Source organism: Absiella sp. AM09-50 (assembly GCF_003433845.1).
GTDB classification, from domain to species: Bacteria; Bacillota_I; Bacilli_A; order Erysipelotrichales; family Erysipelotrichaceae; genus Hoskinsella; species Hoskinsella hominis.
The window spans coordinates 193,512-209,299 of record NZ_QVFI01000003.1; the positions used below are offsets into that span (position 1 = coordinate 193,512).

Annotated in this window: 28 protein-coding genes; 25 read left to right on the plus strand and 3 right to left on the minus strand. The window is 32.0% G+C overall.

What is annotated here, in order from left to right:
• Positions 1-237: PD-(D/E)XK nuclease domain-containing protein (locus DW114_RS04770; RefSeq protein ID WP_199485902.1), on the plus strand; the 237-nt coding region annotated here is incomplete at its 5' end.
• A 117-nt stretch (positions 238-354) separates the two neighbouring features.
• On the opposite strand, the gene DW114_RS04775 is transcribed toward DW114_RS04770, so the two are convergent.
• Positions 355-744: a hypothetical protein gene (locus DW114_RS04775; protein ID WP_117452647.1), complete on the minus strand. Its 390-nt coding sequence runs from the start codon at positions 742-744 to the stop codon at positions 355-357.
• Positions 745-929: 185 nt separating this feature from the next.
• On the opposite strand from DW114_RS04775, the gene DW114_RS04780 reads away from it, so the two are divergent.
• The 9 genes from DW114_RS04780 (at position 930) to DW114_RS04820 (ending at position 6,589) form a co-directional block, all read left to right on the plus strand.
• Positions 930-1,355, plus strand: a complete 426-nt coding sequence (locus DW114_RS04780) for an SMI1/KNR4 family protein (RefSeq protein ID WP_117452648.1) — start codon at positions 930-932, stop codon at positions 1,353-1,355.
• 151 nt (positions 1,356-1,506) lie between these two features.
• The gene (locus tag DW114_RS04785; RefSeq protein ID WP_117452649.1) at positions 1,507-1,830 is read left to right on the plus strand and encodes a TIGR04076 family protein; all 324 of its coding nucleotides are present in this window, start codon (positions 1,507-1,509) and stop codon (positions 1,828-1,830) included.
• A gap of 79 nt (positions 1,831-1,909) precedes the next feature.
• Positions 1,910-2,416: a cob(I)yrinic acid a,c-diamide adenosyltransferase gene (locus DW114_RS04790; RefSeq protein WP_117452650.1), complete on the plus strand. Its 507-nt coding sequence runs from the start codon at positions 1,910-1,912 to the stop codon at positions 2,414-2,416.
• Between the two features lie 55 nt (positions 2,417-2,471).
• Entirely contained in the window at positions 2,472-3,440 is a 969-nt protein-coding gene (locus DW114_RS04795; protein WP_147322651.1) for a hypothetical protein, read from the plus strand.
• 46 nt (positions 3,441-3,486) lie between these two features.
• Positions 3,487-3,855, plus strand: coding sequence for a hypothetical protein (locus DW114_RS04800; RefSeq protein WP_117452652.1), 369 nt, complete (start codon positions 3,487-3,489; stop codon positions 3,853-3,855).
• 12 nt (positions 3,856-3,867) lie between these two features.
• The gene (locus tag DW114_RS04805; protein WP_199483645.1) at positions 3,868-4,440 is read left to right on the plus strand and encodes a hypothetical protein; all 573 of its coding nucleotides are present in this window, start codon (positions 3,868-3,870) and stop codon (positions 4,438-4,440) included.
• Between the two features lie 5 nt (positions 4,441-4,445).
• Positions 4,446-5,324, plus strand: coding sequence for a DUF4240 domain-containing protein (locus tag DW114_RS04810; protein ID WP_117452653.1), 879 nt, complete (start codon positions 4,446-4,448; stop codon positions 5,322-5,324).
• A 5-nt stretch (positions 5,325-5,329) separates the two neighbouring features.
• Positions 5,330-6,277, plus strand: coding sequence for a hypothetical protein (locus DW114_RS04815; RefSeq protein WP_117452654.1), 948 nt, complete (start codon positions 5,330-5,332; stop codon positions 6,275-6,277).
• Between the two features lie 9 nt (positions 6,278-6,286).
• A complete protein-coding gene (locus DW114_RS04820) occupies positions 6,287-6,589 on the plus strand; it encodes an MGMT family protein (RefSeq protein WP_117452655.1) in 303 nt (100 codons plus the stop codon).
• Positions 6,590-6,628: 39 nt separating this feature from the next.
• Here DW114_RS04820 and DW114_RS04825 read toward each other — a convergent pair whose 3' ends face one another.
• Positions 6,629-6,877: a helix-turn-helix domain-containing protein gene (locus tag DW114_RS04825; protein ID WP_117452656.1), complete on the minus strand. Its 249-nt coding sequence runs from the start codon at positions 6,875-6,877 to the stop codon at positions 6,629-6,631.
• A gap of 197 nt (positions 6,878-7,074) precedes the next feature.
• On the opposite strand from DW114_RS04825, the gene DW114_RS04830 reads away from it, so the two are divergent.
• From DW114_RS04830 to DW114_RS04890, 13 genes are all read left to right on the plus strand, one after another.
• The gene (locus DW114_RS04830; RefSeq protein ID WP_117452657.1) at positions 7,075-7,569 is read left to right on the plus strand and encodes an AbrB/MazE/SpoVT family DNA-binding domain-containing protein; all 495 of its coding nucleotides are present in this window, start codon (positions 7,075-7,077) and stop codon (positions 7,567-7,569) included.
• 30 nt (positions 7,570-7,599) lie between these two features.
• Positions 7,600-7,887, plus strand: a complete 288-nt coding sequence (locus tag DW114_RS04835; protein WP_117452658.1) for an RNA-binding S4 domain-containing protein — start codon at positions 7,600-7,602, stop codon at positions 7,885-7,887.
• Positions 7,888-7,955: 68 nt separating this feature from the next.
• The gene (locus DW114_RS04840; protein WP_117452659.1) at positions 7,956-8,579 is read left to right on the plus strand and encodes a class D sortase; all 624 of its coding nucleotides are present in this window, start codon (positions 7,956-7,958) and stop codon (positions 8,577-8,579) included.
• A complete protein-coding gene (locus DW114_RS04845; protein ID WP_117452660.1) occupies positions 8,576-9,052 on the plus strand; it encodes a hypothetical protein in 477 nt (158 codons plus the stop codon). The genes DW114_RS04840 and DW114_RS04845 overlap by 4 nt, the downstream gene beginning before the upstream one ends.
• Positions 9,053-9,105: 53 nt before the next feature.
• On the plus strand, positions 9,106-9,408 hold the full coding sequence (yabP, locus tag DW114_RS04850) for a sporulation protein YabP (protein WP_117452661.1): 303 nt from the start codon (positions 9,106-9,108) through the stop codon (positions 9,406-9,408).
• Positions 9,408-9,866 (plus strand): spore cortex biosynthesis protein YabQ, encoded by a 459-nt coding sequence (yabQ, locus tag DW114_RS22130; RefSeq protein WP_117452662.1) that lies wholly within the window; start codon positions 9,408-9,410, stop codon positions 9,864-9,866. The genes yabP and yabQ overlap by 1 nt, the downstream gene beginning before the upstream one ends.
• Positions 9,802-10,140: an FtsB family cell division protein gene (locus DW114_RS04860; RefSeq protein ID WP_117452663.1), complete on the plus strand. Its 339-nt coding sequence runs from the start codon at positions 9,802-9,804 to the stop codon at positions 10,138-10,140. Before yabQ ends, DW114_RS04860 begins: the two co-directional genes overlap by 65 nt.
• Positions 10,141-10,301: 161 nt before the next feature.
• Positions 10,302-10,964 (plus strand): hypothetical protein, encoded by a 663-nt coding sequence (locus DW114_RS04865; RefSeq protein ID WP_117452664.1) that lies wholly within the window; start codon positions 10,302-10,304, stop codon positions 10,962-10,964.
• A gap of 1 nt (position 10,965) precedes the next feature.
• Positions 10,966-11,448 (plus strand): GNAT family N-acetyltransferase, encoded by a 483-nt coding sequence (locus DW114_RS04870; protein ID WP_117452701.1) that lies wholly within the window; start codon positions 10,966-10,968, stop codon positions 11,446-11,448.
• A 1-nt stretch (position 11,449) separates the two neighbouring features.
• Positions 11,450-11,779 (plus strand): hypothetical protein, encoded by a 330-nt coding sequence (locus DW114_RS04875; RefSeq protein ID WP_117452665.1) that lies wholly within the window; start codon positions 11,450-11,452, stop codon positions 11,777-11,779.
• The gene (locus DW114_RS04880) at positions 11,773-12,039 is read left to right on the plus strand and encodes a hypothetical protein (protein ID WP_117452666.1); all 267 of its coding nucleotides are present in this window, start codon (positions 11,773-11,775) and stop codon (positions 12,037-12,039) included. The genes DW114_RS04875 and DW114_RS04880 overlap by 7 nt, the downstream gene beginning before the upstream one ends.
• A gap of 6 nt (positions 12,040-12,045) precedes the next feature.
• Positions 12,046-12,408 carry a hypothetical protein gene (locus DW114_RS04885; RefSeq protein WP_117452667.1) on the plus strand — a complete coding sequence of 121 codons (363 nt, stop codon included), beginning with the start codon at positions 12,046-12,048 and terminating at the stop codon, positions 12,406-12,408.
• Positions 12,409-12,419: 11 nt separating this feature from the next.
• Positions 12,420-12,971 carry a DUF4303 domain-containing protein gene (locus DW114_RS04890; RefSeq protein ID WP_158552337.1) on the plus strand — a complete coding sequence of 184 codons (552 nt, stop codon included), beginning with the start codon at positions 12,420-12,422 and terminating at the stop codon, positions 12,969-12,971.
• A gap of 33 nt (positions 12,972-13,004) precedes the next feature.
• On the opposite strand, the gene DW114_RS04895 is transcribed toward DW114_RS04890, so the two are convergent.
• The gene (locus DW114_RS04895) at positions 13,005-14,042 is read right to left on the minus strand and encodes an HNH endonuclease (RefSeq protein ID WP_117452669.1); all 1,038 of its coding nucleotides are present in this window, start codon (positions 14,040-14,042) and stop codon (positions 13,005-13,007) included.
• Positions 14,043-14,169: 127 nt separating this feature from the next.
• On the opposite strand from DW114_RS04895, the gene DW114_RS04900 reads away from it, so the two are divergent.
• A complete protein-coding gene (locus tag DW114_RS04900; protein ID WP_117452670.1) occupies positions 14,170-14,856 on the plus strand; it encodes an AT hook domain-containing protein in 687 nt (228 codons plus the stop codon).
• A gap of 112 nt (positions 14,857-14,968) precedes the next feature.
• Positions 14,969-15,769 (plus strand): nitroreductase family protein, encoded by an 801-nt coding sequence (locus DW114_RS04905; RefSeq protein WP_117452671.1) that lies wholly within the window; start codon positions 14,969-14,971, stop codon positions 15,767-15,769.
• Positions 15,770-15,788: the final 19 nt, after the last annotated feature.

The window sequence follows — 15,788 nt, forward strand, 5'->3', positions numbered from 1 at the left end:
GATAAATCAGGGAAAGGATATGTAGATTTCTTGTTTACGCCTAAAATATCAGGGTATCCTGCAATTATATTAGAATTGAAATATGATAAAACAGCTGGAGAAGCAATTCAGCAAATTAAAGATAAGAACTATATAGAAAAAATCAACTATGCAGAAGAGTGTTTATTTGTTGGCATTAATTATGCGAAAAAGGATAAGAAACATACCTGTTTGATTGAAAAAATTACACATATATAAAATGGTAATGAATAGAAAGGCGAGTGCATATCATCAATATACATTCGCCTTTTTTATTGTTTATAAAACGTATAATTTAAAATTAATATTTTGATCGTATGTGACTTATATAATATTTTATAAAAATCTCATTTGATAAACATCCTCTAAATACTTTAAAAGAGTGTTATCGTTACTATAAACATTTGGAATACCCTTTGATGGTTCCTGACAATATTCTAGTCTAATCTGTTGATCCCATGTAAACATACATTGATTTACAGCTTCTGATAAAGCATCAGGACAACGAATAATAAGTGGATAAATATAATCAATATTACTACAATTCGTACATATAAAGCACTCTTTGTTTTGTATAATTAATAAATTATCTTTACTATAAATATCTTTTTCAGACATTGCTTTATTTACTTTTTCATCTGAATAAGGTAATTTCATGATATTACACAAGTCTGAAATGATTTCTTCTGTATATTCATTTGTAAAATACATTTCATATTGTACCATATGAACCACCAGCCTTTGTTACAATTATAACATGTATTATCAATTTACATATTTGATTTTAAATTTTAGAACTATATTTGTTATAATGGTAATAGGAGATATACTGAATGTTTATAAATGTGGTGTTTTGAAACGGTAAAAAAACATCTATAATTGTGGCATTATGAGATAAATGGGGTGATGAGATGATAGAACATTTTGATACAATATATACCAGAAATAAAGGCGCAACTAATGACGATTTCAAGAACTTATATGCGTGGTTACGTGGACAAAACTTTCCTTCGCAAGTGGTTCCAGAAGATTATAAGACATTGATATCTGAAAGCAATGGTGGTATCTTTTTATATGGCGAGCGAGAGTATCAGTTTTTAGCGTTAGAAGAAGTCATTGAATATTATGACTTATATCATTTCTCTGAATTTATGCCATTTGCTTATCCATTTGCGATGGATGGATGTGGCAATTTCTACATCTTTAATATGCGATATGATGATGCATCTGTTTATGCTGTATGTGCAGGTGATATGGGATGGGAAGAAGATGAATGTTATTTTGTCGCAAATAGTTTCAAAGAATGCTTATCACAACCAAAGCATTGGGATGAATAGGAGTTGATGATATGAAAAGTTGTAAATGTGATATGGAAATGAGAGAAGTTAACTTATATTGATCAAGTTATATGCTGCGTATATCCCAAATGTGGTTATGTTTAATTATACGCAAAAGAATCTTCAAAGATTAAATAAGGCAGGATAGTTTATGAAAAAATGTAAAATTACAGTTATGAGAGTTGCGTGTTATCAGGACTTAATGGCGCAATATGAAAATCCAATAGAGCATGCTTGTGATATGAAAGAAGGCATGGTGTTTATCACAAATGGATGGTGTAAGCCTGAAGGAATGTGCGATAGTGCATGGGAAAGTATGTCGTCTTTTGTGATGGCATTATCACATAGCGCAGAAGATTTTTATGAAGGCTGGATGAAAAACAAAAAGTCTGCGATGATATCCTGTAACGATGGGTTTCGCCCTGTTAGCTTTTTAATAGAAGCATTAGATGAAGATGCAGAAAATGAATTATAAGTGTCTGAAAATTGGGCACTTTTTTTCTATAGAGATATAAGAAAAAATGATATACTAAAGGTAAATATGGAGGTGTTTTATGATACATATTTATCACGGTTCAGGAAAAGGTAAAACAACTACTGCACTTGGTCTTGCGATACGCATGGCAGGTCATCACAAAAAATGTCTGATCGCGCAATTTTTGAAAGATGGCACAAGTGGGGAAATCATCTTCTTAAAAAATCAATCCCATATAGATGTACGATATCATTATCCATTCAGAAAGTTCTATTTTCAAATGGATGAAACAGAAAAGACAAAGTGTATAATAGCTCAACAACAGCTATGGCAGGAAGTAACATCATCTACTGGATATGATTGTATAATTTTAGATGAGATACTGGATGTAATTGGTTTGGAAATGATTTCCTTAGAACGTGTTTTAAAATTTTTAATAGAAAACCATGACACAAAAGAAATTGTATTAACTGGAAGAAATCCAGACGCAAGATTAAAAGAATTATGCGATTATGAAACGGAAATGATTGCGAAAAAGCACCCATATGATCAAAATATACCAGCCAGAAAAGGAGTGGAATATTAAGAATAAGATATGAGTTATGTTTTAGGAATGGATAAGATAAAAGAAGGTGAAAGTATTGAAATTAATTGTATTTATATCAATAATAGTGGTAGCAATTAGATTTATACATTTTATGAATTTAAAAATGAAATCAAATTTATCTAATCAGGAATTAAAAAAGTGTTTAAAGAATAAACCATGGAGAATATCAGAATATGATGAGATTGTTGCTTCTGAATTGACAAGTAAGGAAATCAAAACAATGATCGATTCAGAAATTAAATTAAATATTCTTGAATTATTAAAACAAAATGGGTTTCATAAAGTTTCAAAAACCAGACAGCGTTATTGTAAGATTTACCGTGAGCTTGTATATGAGATAGAAGTAACATCTATTAGGAAAACAAATAAAGGCATTCGTAAATTGAAAGGTTATGTTTATCCATTATGTATGGTATATTATGATGAAAAAAGTGATGAGTCGTTTTGTAAAGTCGCAGCTGAAAAGAACTTTCCTTTTGTATTTGATTGTTCAACAAAAAAAAATATAAAAATGGCAATACAGGATATAAAAGAATTAATTACAGAAGAACTTTTTCCATTTTTTGATCAATATCCTGATATAAAAGCTATTAAAAATTTCTATATAAAAGAATATAAAAAATCGGATATTTTAGATGTAAGAAACTATATTTTACTGCTAAAAAATGCCGCGTTTTATTTAGGTATGAATGATAAAGAAAGCGCAAAAAAAGATTTAAATTTATTATTAGAATCTAAAAATGAATATGAAAAAACAAACCAGAATTTGTTGGAGTTATATCAAAATTCATCAAATGATCCAAAAAATAAAACAGCGTGGATGGATAAAGCCCAAATCGATTACTATACAGAATATATGCAAAAACATATGGAGCATTTAGCAATTGTGCAAGAGCTTTTCACCATTCTAAATGATGAAAACATGTACACAAAATGGCATGAAAAACAAATAAATCAGGCAAAGGAACTGATAATGAAATCTAATTTTTACTTAACTTCATAAAAACATTGTCTATAATTGTGACATTATGAGATACAGAGGTGATAAGATGATAGAACATTTTGATACGATGTATTCTGGAAACTATATGCAAGCAGGCATGAAATATAAATTACGCTTTATGCCAGAATACTATGCCACAAGCTTATGGGCGCAAGATCAGGCAACAGAAGATATCTATGGGTATGAAATTTCTTATCAATCATTAGGATTATCAAAAGCGTTAATAGAAGCATTGGAAGCATATGATGAAAAGATATTGTCTTTGATAGATTGGAAGGATCCAGCTGGGCCTTTTGTCATGCACAAAGATGAGCGCAAAGCTTTATACGAAACTGGCTTATCATTGCTGGAGGATATAAAAAAAGAATTAGGTAATGATTTTCAGATAATAAATGAATCACAATGGATTCTGTGAAAGGAGTATAAAATGGGATTATTTGATAAGTTTAAAAAAGTAAAAAATACGCAAGAAAAACAACCGGAAAAACAACAAAGAGAATGGAAATATGGTAAAAATGTTGTGCGTATGGAAAGTAGTTACGATCGTATGGATAACTATTATGATGCGGCGTATGAGAATTTTTTATTTCTGTATAAGAAAAAGCCAGAGGAAATTACAGAAGAAAATGAAATACAAATTCAACGTATGGCCGCAAACCATATAGGATTTTTTATGACATGGATCATTCAACATCACTTTGAAGGCGAAATACATGAAGATGAACCAGAGGCATTAGAAAAGGTTAGAAAAGAAGAAATGCTGGGTGTTGATTTTTTCTTAGATTACTGCGATGGAAAGTTATGGATATCTGATTTCAGTAATGAAATACTACCATTTGTGGGCGCATATTATGAACAATATATCCATGAATACAATGTCTGGGTAGTCAATGATCTTTGTGATTTACCTTTAGAATTTGTAGGAACATGGGAAGATTATCATCGATTTGAACATATCATTGATGAAGCATATGCGGATTATAAAGAAAATGTGGGGTGAATATAATGCCAGAAAAAGAACGTTTTTATGCAATGCCAGGACCTAATAAACCACCGCTTTTTATACAATTTATATTACATAGTAAAAAGATGACACCTATTGATTTTTTCTATTTTACGGATTATTTGGATTGGGATAAACAAGGGGATGATTATGCGGTATTAGAACCATTGATTGCATTATTGGCGAAATATGGCGATGATTTGATTTTTGCTTTTGATGAAATGATGGCAGAGTTGTTGTATCGATTAGATACTAGAAAAATTGCACAAAGTGTTTATAAAGGTGAAAACTTTTCCGCAGATGAGTTTTTGTATGCTCGTTGTGTTGCCTTGATCAACGCAAAGCCATATTATAATGCAGTAGTAGCAGGTAGAAAAAAATTAAAGAGTGATCTTGGTTTTGAGGCAATATTAACAGTACCAGAACTTGCTTGGGCAAGATGCCATAAATTACACCCGTATGATTATCCACATACTACAAAATATTCTTATGAAACAATGAGTAATGAAGAAGGATGGAAAGAAATTACTATACAGGATGTAGATAATTACTTACAAACATTGACGAAGGAACCATTAGACATGCAGGCAATCGCCTGTACTTGCGGACATGAGGAATTTAGAATAAAACTTGATCAACAAACCAACACAGTACAATTGATCTGTGCTTCATGTGGAAAGGAAATAAATATAAATAACCAATCTACACAACCATCAAAGCTTAAAATAAAAAAATGTTCCAATTGTAAGAATGATGTATTTCAAGTACGCAAAGCTACTTATATCATGGAAGATGGTCAAACAAAAGTCTATATCGGAGGTTTATGTAAGAAATGTGAGAATATTCAATTATTGATAGAATACATTTTAAAAAAGGGGTAGATCTAATGGAAGATATCTATGTACAAGCAATACAGGAAATCGAAGATACAGGCAAATTATTGCTTATGACACGCCAGTTACTTTGCGCAAAACAAAAAGAAAGAAATAAACTGGCACTTTTCAGTATGGAAAAAATATTATCAGAATGGCCTGATTCCATTTATCCAAAAAATAAAGTGGCAGAAATCCTTACATATATGAAAAATCATGAACAAGAAGAATGGAACCATAGACAAATCATGAACGAATATTTGGAGGATATCCAAAATGTTTTAAAAACTAACGAGCATTTTATGCTGGGATACCTATATCAGGCATTTGCTTATATGATACAAAATGAATCGCATGATAATCATAAAAACAACAATGATGAAGATTTAGAATATGAAGAATTGGATACAATATATTGCGCATGTATGATTTATAAATATGAAGATGAATCCGCTGATGAAAATGCCAGAAAACAAAGAGAAGCTGATTTTTGGATATGGTATCTACAAACATTGGCGCAAATACAGGGGACTACATTACTTCGGGATATTCATTTTGAACCAAAAACAGAAGTCGTGGACTTTTCACTTATCTCAACAGTAGAAGAACTTGTGAAAGCTATCAGCTATGAATTTGATTATCTATCACATGAAGTGAAAGATGATATGATTACTATTCAGGTGTTTAATTTAAAAAATGGAGCATATTGTCCAACCTGCCATCAATTCTCTAATCGTGTAAAATTTGATTATGGTGGTATCATGAAATTGGGTGAAATCAAAGGGATTTCCATACGATTATATATCAAAAACAATGTATACTTTTGCGATAACAAGGCATGTGAAGAAGAATCTTTTATGTGTCAATCAAAAGTAGATTATAAAGAACGTATGGCAAATTATAAACAGTTGGTGAAAACCCTTGGCAATAAACGGGTTTTAGAAATATTACAAATAAAGTAAGGTGATTAGATGAATGAAGATTTTTACTACAATGTCTATGCGATTGTTGAAGAGATACCAAAAGGATGTGTCGCATCTTATCAGTTGATCGCAAAACTATGCGGACATCCCAAAAACTGTCGTATGGTAGGAAAAGCATTGCGCAATGCAGATTACTTTGGTGATTATCCATGCCATCGTGTTGTACACAGCGATGGTTCCTTAGTGGCAGGATGGGAGGAACAGCGTGCGCTTTTAGAAGCAGAGCATGTTGTCTTTAAACCATCTGGCAAAGTGGATATGAAACAATGTCTTTGGAAAATCAGCGTATAAAAAAACCAGATCCATAAGGACCTGGCTTTTTTTACCCAATTACTTAATTTCCTGATCTAAATTAGTAAAGTGTTCTGAATCAAAGAAGTCTGTCAATGAGATGTTTAATCCATCACAGATTTTTTTGATTGTAGAAACAGTTGGGTTCTTACTTCTTCCAGAAGTAATGTTGCTTAATGTTGACTGAGTCATTCCACAAACGATACTTAATTTGTTTAAAGAAATTTTACGTTCTTCACAAAGTTCGTGGATTCTGTCGCAACAAGCATCTCCAGTTGTTTTAATCATGTCTATCACTCCTATTTCTTATGACATACCCATTTTACTCTTTTTTATTTATTAAATGTTAACCCTTTAAAGTTATTATCACATATATAATATTTATTTTTTTTATTTTACTTTTTAAATGACAAAATTTTTCATTTGTATATAAAAAAAACACATGAGCATACTATGAGTACAATGAATGAAGGAGTGTCATAAATATGAAAGCGACAGGAATTGTTAGAAGATTAGATGATCTGGGAAGACTGGTCATTCCTAAGGAAATAAGGAAGCAATATCGTTTGAAAGAAGGAGATTCTATAGAATTTTTTATAGATAACGGTAGAATTGTCATACAAAAATTTGATGCAATGTCAAAACATATGGAAGAAATTGAAATTATGTGTTCTACATTACATGCGATGTATCAAAATACTGTCATGTTTATACAGGAAGAATGGCTGCATAAGAAAGAGATTGTTTTGAAGGAATCTTTCTTAGAAGATTGTCATATTCATCGTAAACGTGTCTTTGAACCTCGTCAGGTGTATGAAAAAGATCCAAAAGAATATGGTGGTATTATTTATCCCATCAATGCCTATGGCGACTGGTACGGGGCCTTTGTGGTTTTATTTGATAAAAAAGAATTAACCCAGGAAGAAACCTATGCATTAGAAGCATTTGTACAACTTTTATCTCGCCAACAACAGGAATAAATGGTAAACTATTGGGGTAGAGGTGATATCATGCGTTTAGATAAATACTTAAAAACCGCACGTATATTAAAACGAAGAACTGTATCCAAAGAGCTGGCAGACAATGAACGTGTTTACGTGAATGGAAAAATAGCGAAACCAAGTACCGATGTAAAACCAGGAGATACCATTAAGGTTATCTTTGGATATCGTGAATTAAGTGTACGTGTTTTATCTACACCCAAACAGGTAAATAAAAATGATGCCGCATTGATGTTTGAGGTAATAGAAGAAAAATTAATTAAAAAGGAAGATGTAAAGGATGTTCTCCAGGATTAGAGAATATCTTTTTTCTTTGATATCAAATCAAAACCTGTTATAATTTACAAATGAAGTGAGGTGGGCATATGAAAAATAAAATCATAATAGTATTTATCGCATTGATCTGTAGTATTGCAGTAGTTTTATTCTATCGAACACAATTTCAGAAGCAATATGATCAAACATATGCAAAAGCTTCAGAAAGCGCAAAAGATGCTGTAGAAGAAGTAAAAACTTTGGTGTTAGAAGGGCAAAAACTGATTAATAAAAAAGATATCAAAATTCCAAAAGAGGGGCAACAATATGCCAATGTTTCTATTGATCGTGTGCATTTAGATAAGCCTGTATATTATGGAGATAACGAATCAATTCTTGATATCGGTGTTGGACAATATATGAACAGCGGCTTGCCAGGAGAAGGACGTCCCATCTTATTGGCAGGACATAATGGGACACATTTCAACCGGCTGCAATTTGTAGAAAAAGGCGATATCGTGAAATTAAAAACTAGTTGGGGAAATTATGAGTATAAAGTATATGATATCAAAATCATGACACCAGAAGAATTTGATACAGATTGTTTAAATGACCAAAAAGAATATCTTATCATGTACAGCTGTTACCCATTTGATCAATCACCTGCCCCACAGCGTTTCTTTGTATATGCATCTTTAGTATCTGGTCCAGCGATACGGGAGGATGTAAAATGAAATATTTAAAATCCGTATTATATACAATATTATGTGTAGGCATACTTGTATTTGTATCCACCTTTATACCAGCTGTTTATGAACCATCTACCCCTACTTCTGAAACAATCGCGAATAAAATTCACACTTCTTATCAGGATATTGCTAAACAACTAGGCGTTGATGAGAAAACATTAACAGCCATTGTTACACCAAAAGATATTGAACATGATACATCTTCTTTAGATATTCAAAAAAGAGGTGCAGAAGCTTTAGAAAAGGTATCAAAAGCTGGAGCTTATCATTTAGATGAATCTATGATTACATCTATTTCAGCCAAACTTCAGGGAATCTATGAAGCGTATGTGATTCAGACAGATATGTCAGATACTTTCCAACAGATACGTACGTATTCCCTGATAACAGCGATTATTGCGGAAGCAGGATTATTGATGATTGGCTTTATACAGAGAAAGAAAACAGATAGTAAATAAGTTCTATCTGTTTTTTTATATCATAAGCTATAGAGAAAAAGGAGGTTTCATTTATGGAAGATACATCTAGCAATCCATTACGCTTTGAAACGAATCCCTACCATAATGTGGTATTAAAGGATCGTAAAATATTAGAAATCACAGGAGTAAAACAGATTGACAGTTTTGATGCCAGCGAGTTTCTACTCGAAACCGCCCAAGGCTGGATGGTCATTAGTGGCAAGGATCTGACATTAGGCAAGCTGGACACAGAAAGAGGAGATGTCATTATTCGAGGACTCATCGAATCTTTATCTTATGTCAGTAATAAAAAAGGCAAAAATTCAGAATCCATGATCAGTAAAATCTTTAAATAATGCTGCTTGCGACCCAAGTACAATCGATTCTCTATCATTTTCTTATGGGCTGGGTTTTTGCTTTTGGTTTTAGTATGCTTGTCAGCTTCAAAAAAGCGTTTCGTTTTGGTTTCTTAAAGGCAGCGCTGGAGTTCCTGTATCCTATCGTTTTCACAATGATTTTATTTTATGGCTTGTTTCATATCAATGGTGGCGTCACAGATGCGTATCTTATTTTATTTTTTATTTTAGGTATCATGATTTATTATCGCTTTTATTTATCGGTCTTTTTACAATTTTTCAATGGAATCAAGCGCTTTCTTAAACCTTTACAGCATAAAATTCTCCTTGTAAATTCAAAAATAGTTGGTATAATAAAAGTACCTGTAAAAATGCTGAAGAGGAGGAGAAGGAATGTCAGAAAAAAACGAAACAAAAAAAGTAAAAAAGAAAAAGCATCCGATTCGGACATTTCTTAGTCTTGTGGCAATTTTAGTATCATGCTTTATGATATGGATGGCTGCTTCTGATTTCATTACAACCATGAATCTACGTAAGGAAATCACGGAATCTGAATCAGCAATTTCTAGTTTAGAAACACAAAAAGAACAGTTAACGGATGAAAAAAACAAATTAAATGATCCTGAATATGTGAAACGTTTCGCCCGTGGTAAATACATGGTAAGTAAACCTGGAGAACAGGTATTCAAGTTGCCAAGTAAAAATACTGCAGAAACAGATAAGGATGAATAAAGCTATACATAAATACATGTATAGTTTTTTTATGCTTTGATATCTTTATAAAACGATGATGCCTGATAGTATCCAGGCAGCTTTTTCAGTAAAAAAAATTATTTGATAATCAAACTTGCGAAAAGAAGTGTTATAATTAAAAAATAGCAGGAGGTATTCATATGGCAGGATATATTACATTCTGGTCAAAAGAACATATCAAAGAGTTACAAAAAGCAAAAGATATTGGACCATTATCTGTTATTTATGGAAGCCATCATTCAAAAATGCCTTCCATCAAGCGTTTAAAAGAAGGGGATGTGCTGTATCCTGTTGCTTTACTACAAGGCACATTATGCGTTATGGCAAGAATGCCAGTAGAAAAGATAGTAAATGCATTTACATATCTTGTGACAAACACAGGGAACACATATGGCGCACTGATTCCAAAAGATGTAGCAATATGTCGAAGGAAAGTAAATGGTGATATTTATTATGCCTGTGCAGATGCGAAATTTTATAATCAAAAAGATGAATTACCAGATACAATAAAAACAATCCTTTTAGAAGATGAACTTCAAGAGATACCACATAAAAAGCATCAAGAACCACAAACCTGTTGTGCAGAAATTGCGGCAGTAAGTATGCATGGCAGTGAGATTATGGCACGCCCTCTACCAAAAGATTGTTTAAAGGATTTACGTTTTGGCCCCACCAAAAGTACACAGAAACCTTTACGATTAAATAAAGAGGGGATACCTACGGCGGTATCATTAAGTGGTTTTGTTAGAAAAATGAGCGAGCAAACACAAGTGATATTTGAAAGCGTGTTTGATGATGAATAAGATGAATTTGATAATAAGAAACATAAAAACAGAAGAATATCCACTATTGAAAGATTACCTTTATGATGCAATATTCATCCCTCAAGGTGTAAAACCACCAGATAAAAGTATTATAAATAATGAAGATTTACAGGTTTATATCAAAGATTTTGGGAATAAAAAGGATGATATATGCTTCTTGGCAGAAATGGATCATGATATTGTGGGTGCTGTATGGATTAGAATAATGAATGATTATGGGCATATTGATGATCAAACACCATCACTTGCGATATCTGTGAAAAAGGAATATCGAGGATTGGGAATTGGCACAAAACTCATGGAAACAATGCTAGTAAGTGTGAAGCATCATGGATATCAAAGTGTTTCATTATCGGTTCAAAAAGCAAATCCAGCTGTACATTTGTATCAACGACTTGGATTTCAAATTATCAAAGAAAATGAAGAAGAATACCTTATGAAATACACCGAAAGGAGAGAATAATATGCAAACGATTATTATTGTAGTAGACAGTAGAAAACTTGAAAACCCTGATTTAGACATCCTTTATAAACTATCGGATTGTTTAGATGAATACTCAAACCATCGTATTTCAGATAATGGATACGATTATTTATCTGATACTAAAATTGGTATATGGCTTTGTGCAGAAGATGTTGAAAAGGATTACCCAATGATGATGGATTACCTTTCCACGCATAAAGTATGTGGAAATGATTTATCAAAAACCGCTGAAATTTATATTTCAGAAAAAGATACTGCAGAGCTAAGTGAATGTAAAAAAATATATCCAAAAGATGATGAAGCATGTTGAAACGGGAACAATTAGATGAAATCTTAAAGAGGCTTCCATATCATCAAGTCGTTAAAGAAGATATTGATACCATTACCTATCATAAAGATGTTTTTATGGCAGGAGATACACAAATAATGTTTCGTCATATAGATATTGATTTGTGTTATGGAGATTTTTTAGAAATTCAGGAAGAAGATGAGGTGTTTACCTATATCACGACAATATGTCATAAAGATATATCAAAAGTAGAATCGATTATACTATATCAAAAGGAATGAAGAAAAATGTTAGAGGGAATAATAAAGAAATTAGAAGAAATGGATTTTTCACAGATGGATATTGAAAAGATACTGGAACAAAGGGATATGCCAGCATTTGACAAAGAATGGATGAAGGTTTATGAACAACTGGAACAATTGAAAAAAGAGAAAGTTTATTCAGATGCAGATCGAGAAGATTGTAAAATATTAAGACAAGAAGTATTTGAATTTGTCTATGATCAAACAGAGGATGATGATCTTGCTGGATATATATCAGATGATTTTGGTTTGATTTATGATAGCTTAAAATTAGATTATCAAAGCGAGTGGATGGATAAGTTTCTTCATCAATATTTAAATGGTCAAGTTCCTACAGGCGAATGTTAGAGGAGGCACTTATGGACACAAAACAGCTACAGAAAGAATTTCACGAATGTATAAAAAAAGCATTGATTACATTTAGTCAAACGGAAGAAAATAAAGATGTATATGCATTGGTATTTGATTGTGATTCTGATGTGGGAATGATTTCCTTTCGCTATAATAACTTAACTAGATTTGAGAACACAAAACGAGAATACGCAGATGATGATATGGTGATATATGGTCTACATGGTTTAGAATACAGTGTGGGAGAATTTGGCTTTATTGATTTTCAAAAAACTGATCTTGTAGCACATTTTACAGCTTCTTATTACTATCATCGTATTGGTGATTATTTTAGAGAAGATGAGCCAAGCGAGGAAATCAAAGATGATTTTGAGGATATATTCTGGCATATGATAGAAGATACGATTCAACAGCTACAAAGTGAAATACATACATTAGGAATCCATACTACAAAAGATATTGTGATGTTCTATTGTGACCATGATCAAAGTCAAGAAGCTAGAGATGTCATGATAGCGAAAACAGTAGATGCAGCATTCATGAAAAAGTTAATTGAATAAAAAAATAAAAGAGGCCTTCTATTCTAAGGCCTTTTATCCTTTAAAAATATATTTCCTATGATATTGAAAAAATAAGACTCTATCTCTTGTCAGATATTCTTCTGGTAAACGATAATTTTTCTTCAAAGAAAACTTTTCCTGCCAATTTTCAATCTTTAACAATTCACCAGATAGAATAATATATCCATGATCATCAAAAGTAATATATCCCTGATCAAATAAATAATCATGATTACGACACAATAACAAACCATTATTATGATCGATTGCTTCATAAATATGAGCGCAGTCACGGAATGGCTTGATATGACTTGCGATTAACATATGAGGAATATTAATGGCACAAATGGGGCACGCATGATCAAATTCATGAAACAAAGTATCTTTATAGAATACCTGTAAAGCTTTCGTTTCATCACGATCATGGGGAATCCCACGTCTTGGAATGATACTTAAAATTGCTTGTTTATATTTATAATCATTCATCTTTTCCATTGTATTCTTATAATCAATTCGCATATCCTCATGAGCAACAATGGTTGACGTATACAGTGCAGTCAAAAAACATGATATTAAAGGAGAATCCTTTTGATATTCATGCAGGATATCCCCAATGCCTTTAAGTAGTTTTGGGTGAAAACGCATTTTCTCTTGCTGAACTTCAAATAATGTAGTCTGTAACATATATTCCAGACTTTCACGATCAATATACTCCAATACTTCACTTTTCAATAGAAAAGGATTATTACGTATTTGTGTGTTATAGAATTCATGTATTTCTTCGTTTAAGATAAAACTTTCAAACATACTCAAAGCTTCAACACCAGAATTTTGATTGCTTTTCGCATAGATTGTCGCAGCAGGAGATAAATCAATGCCATTCTTATTCACTTTCAATAAATGCTTCGCTTTTAGAAAATCCATTAAATGTTTAATCTCGGAAAGCTTTAAATTATAATAATCATTTGCGATTTCTTCATATACACGAATGGCAGACTGCTCAAAGGGAATCCCCTGTAATTCAATCGCATCAATCACAGACAGTATTTTTTTATATACCGACTTTCTCATAAAATCACCACTTTCTAACTCTATTATACATGAAAAATTTAATTTTTTTCGCTTTCCACCATAATATGCGTGTATTCGACAAAACAAAACATTTACAATGTAAGCAATTAAAAGGAGAGTGTTAAATATGAAAGGTCCAGGAATTAAAGATTACTTGGAAGTATTAAGCAGTAAAAAAATGGAAGCAGTGAAAAACAATAAGGAGTTTATTGAAGTCAATAGTAAGGCACTGCATGCATTGGTATCCCCTCAGCATGCGACAATGCCAACCTGTTGCCAGGCTATTTATAAATTGATGTTACAGGGAGATGAAATCTTACAACGTCCAAAAGGAAATACCGGTTTTGGTTCTCATTTAACTGTACGTTTCTATCTACATGATATGGACACAAGAGAACGTATGTTCCCAAATAAAAAAAGAGGTAGACCAGCTAAATCTGAAGAAGAAAAACTGGCGGCAAAGAAAGCCAAAATGAAGCGCAATACAGAAGATTTATGTAACCTGATCAAAGGCTGGTTATCAGAACATGGCTGGGAATATGAAGAAAATAAAGAATTTATCGAGGCACACGCAGATGATAAACGCTGGGTTATTAATGTACAGGGAATCAAACGTGGTAGAAAACAAACACTACCAGTTAAATTAAGTGAAGTCATCAAACATATTGATGATGTGAATACACACTATAGTATCGCATTTAATGATTCTCTGGCTTATCGCAGACAGTGGAACGAAATTCCTGAAGTTGTAAAGAATACGCTACATATGAGTGTTATTCTTGCGGATAAAAAAGGTAATATTGTAGAAATCTAGGAATCTGAGAAATTCAGATTCTTTTTCTATTCAGCAGATATCAAAAATAATTACGATAAGGATTGTATTATTTTTTAAAGCATAGTATCCTTGCCTTATATGGAGGAAACTTATGAAAACATCACTTTATGAAATGATATACAAACGCAAATCTTTTCACCTATTTAGAAATACAGGAAATGAAACATTAACAGCAAAAGAGTTAACACAAATACAAAAGATATTTGAAACATGTATCCCACTTGATGAAAATATCAAAGTAGATATGCAAATATTACCCGCAGATCAGACAACTTGTAAAAGAGGGCAGGAATACTGCATTTTACTTTATAGTGAAAAAAAGCTAAACTACTTACAGAACATAGGATATATTGGAGAACAATTGGATTTATATCTTGCATCTATGAATATAGGCGCATTATGGTTTGGGATAGGTAAAGTAGAAGAAACAACGTATCATGGGTTGGATTTTGTGATTATGCTTGCGATAAAAAAAGTCAAAGAAGAAAAATTTCGCAAAGATATGTTTAAAAGTAAAAGAAAACCAGAAGAAGAAATATGGAGTGGTACTACATTATCAGGTATCTCTGATATCGTACGTTTTGCGCCTAGTGCTTGTAACACACAACCTTGGATTGTAGAAAATCATCAAGACTATTTATCAGTTTATCGATATAAAAAGCCAGGTAAAAGAGGTATTATGCCTGCGGTAAAAGTATCGTATTATAATCAAATAGATATAGGAATATTTTTATTATTTTTAGAATTGTGTTTAGAACATAAGGAAATCGGTTATGAGCGTGAATTATTTCATGATGATGGCACGAATGAGAAAGCATTAAATGCGGTATATAAGTTGAAAAAAGTAATGAAAAAGAAGTGTTTTTCTAGCTATAAAACTGACATAATATAATGAAATTGATATAGTATAT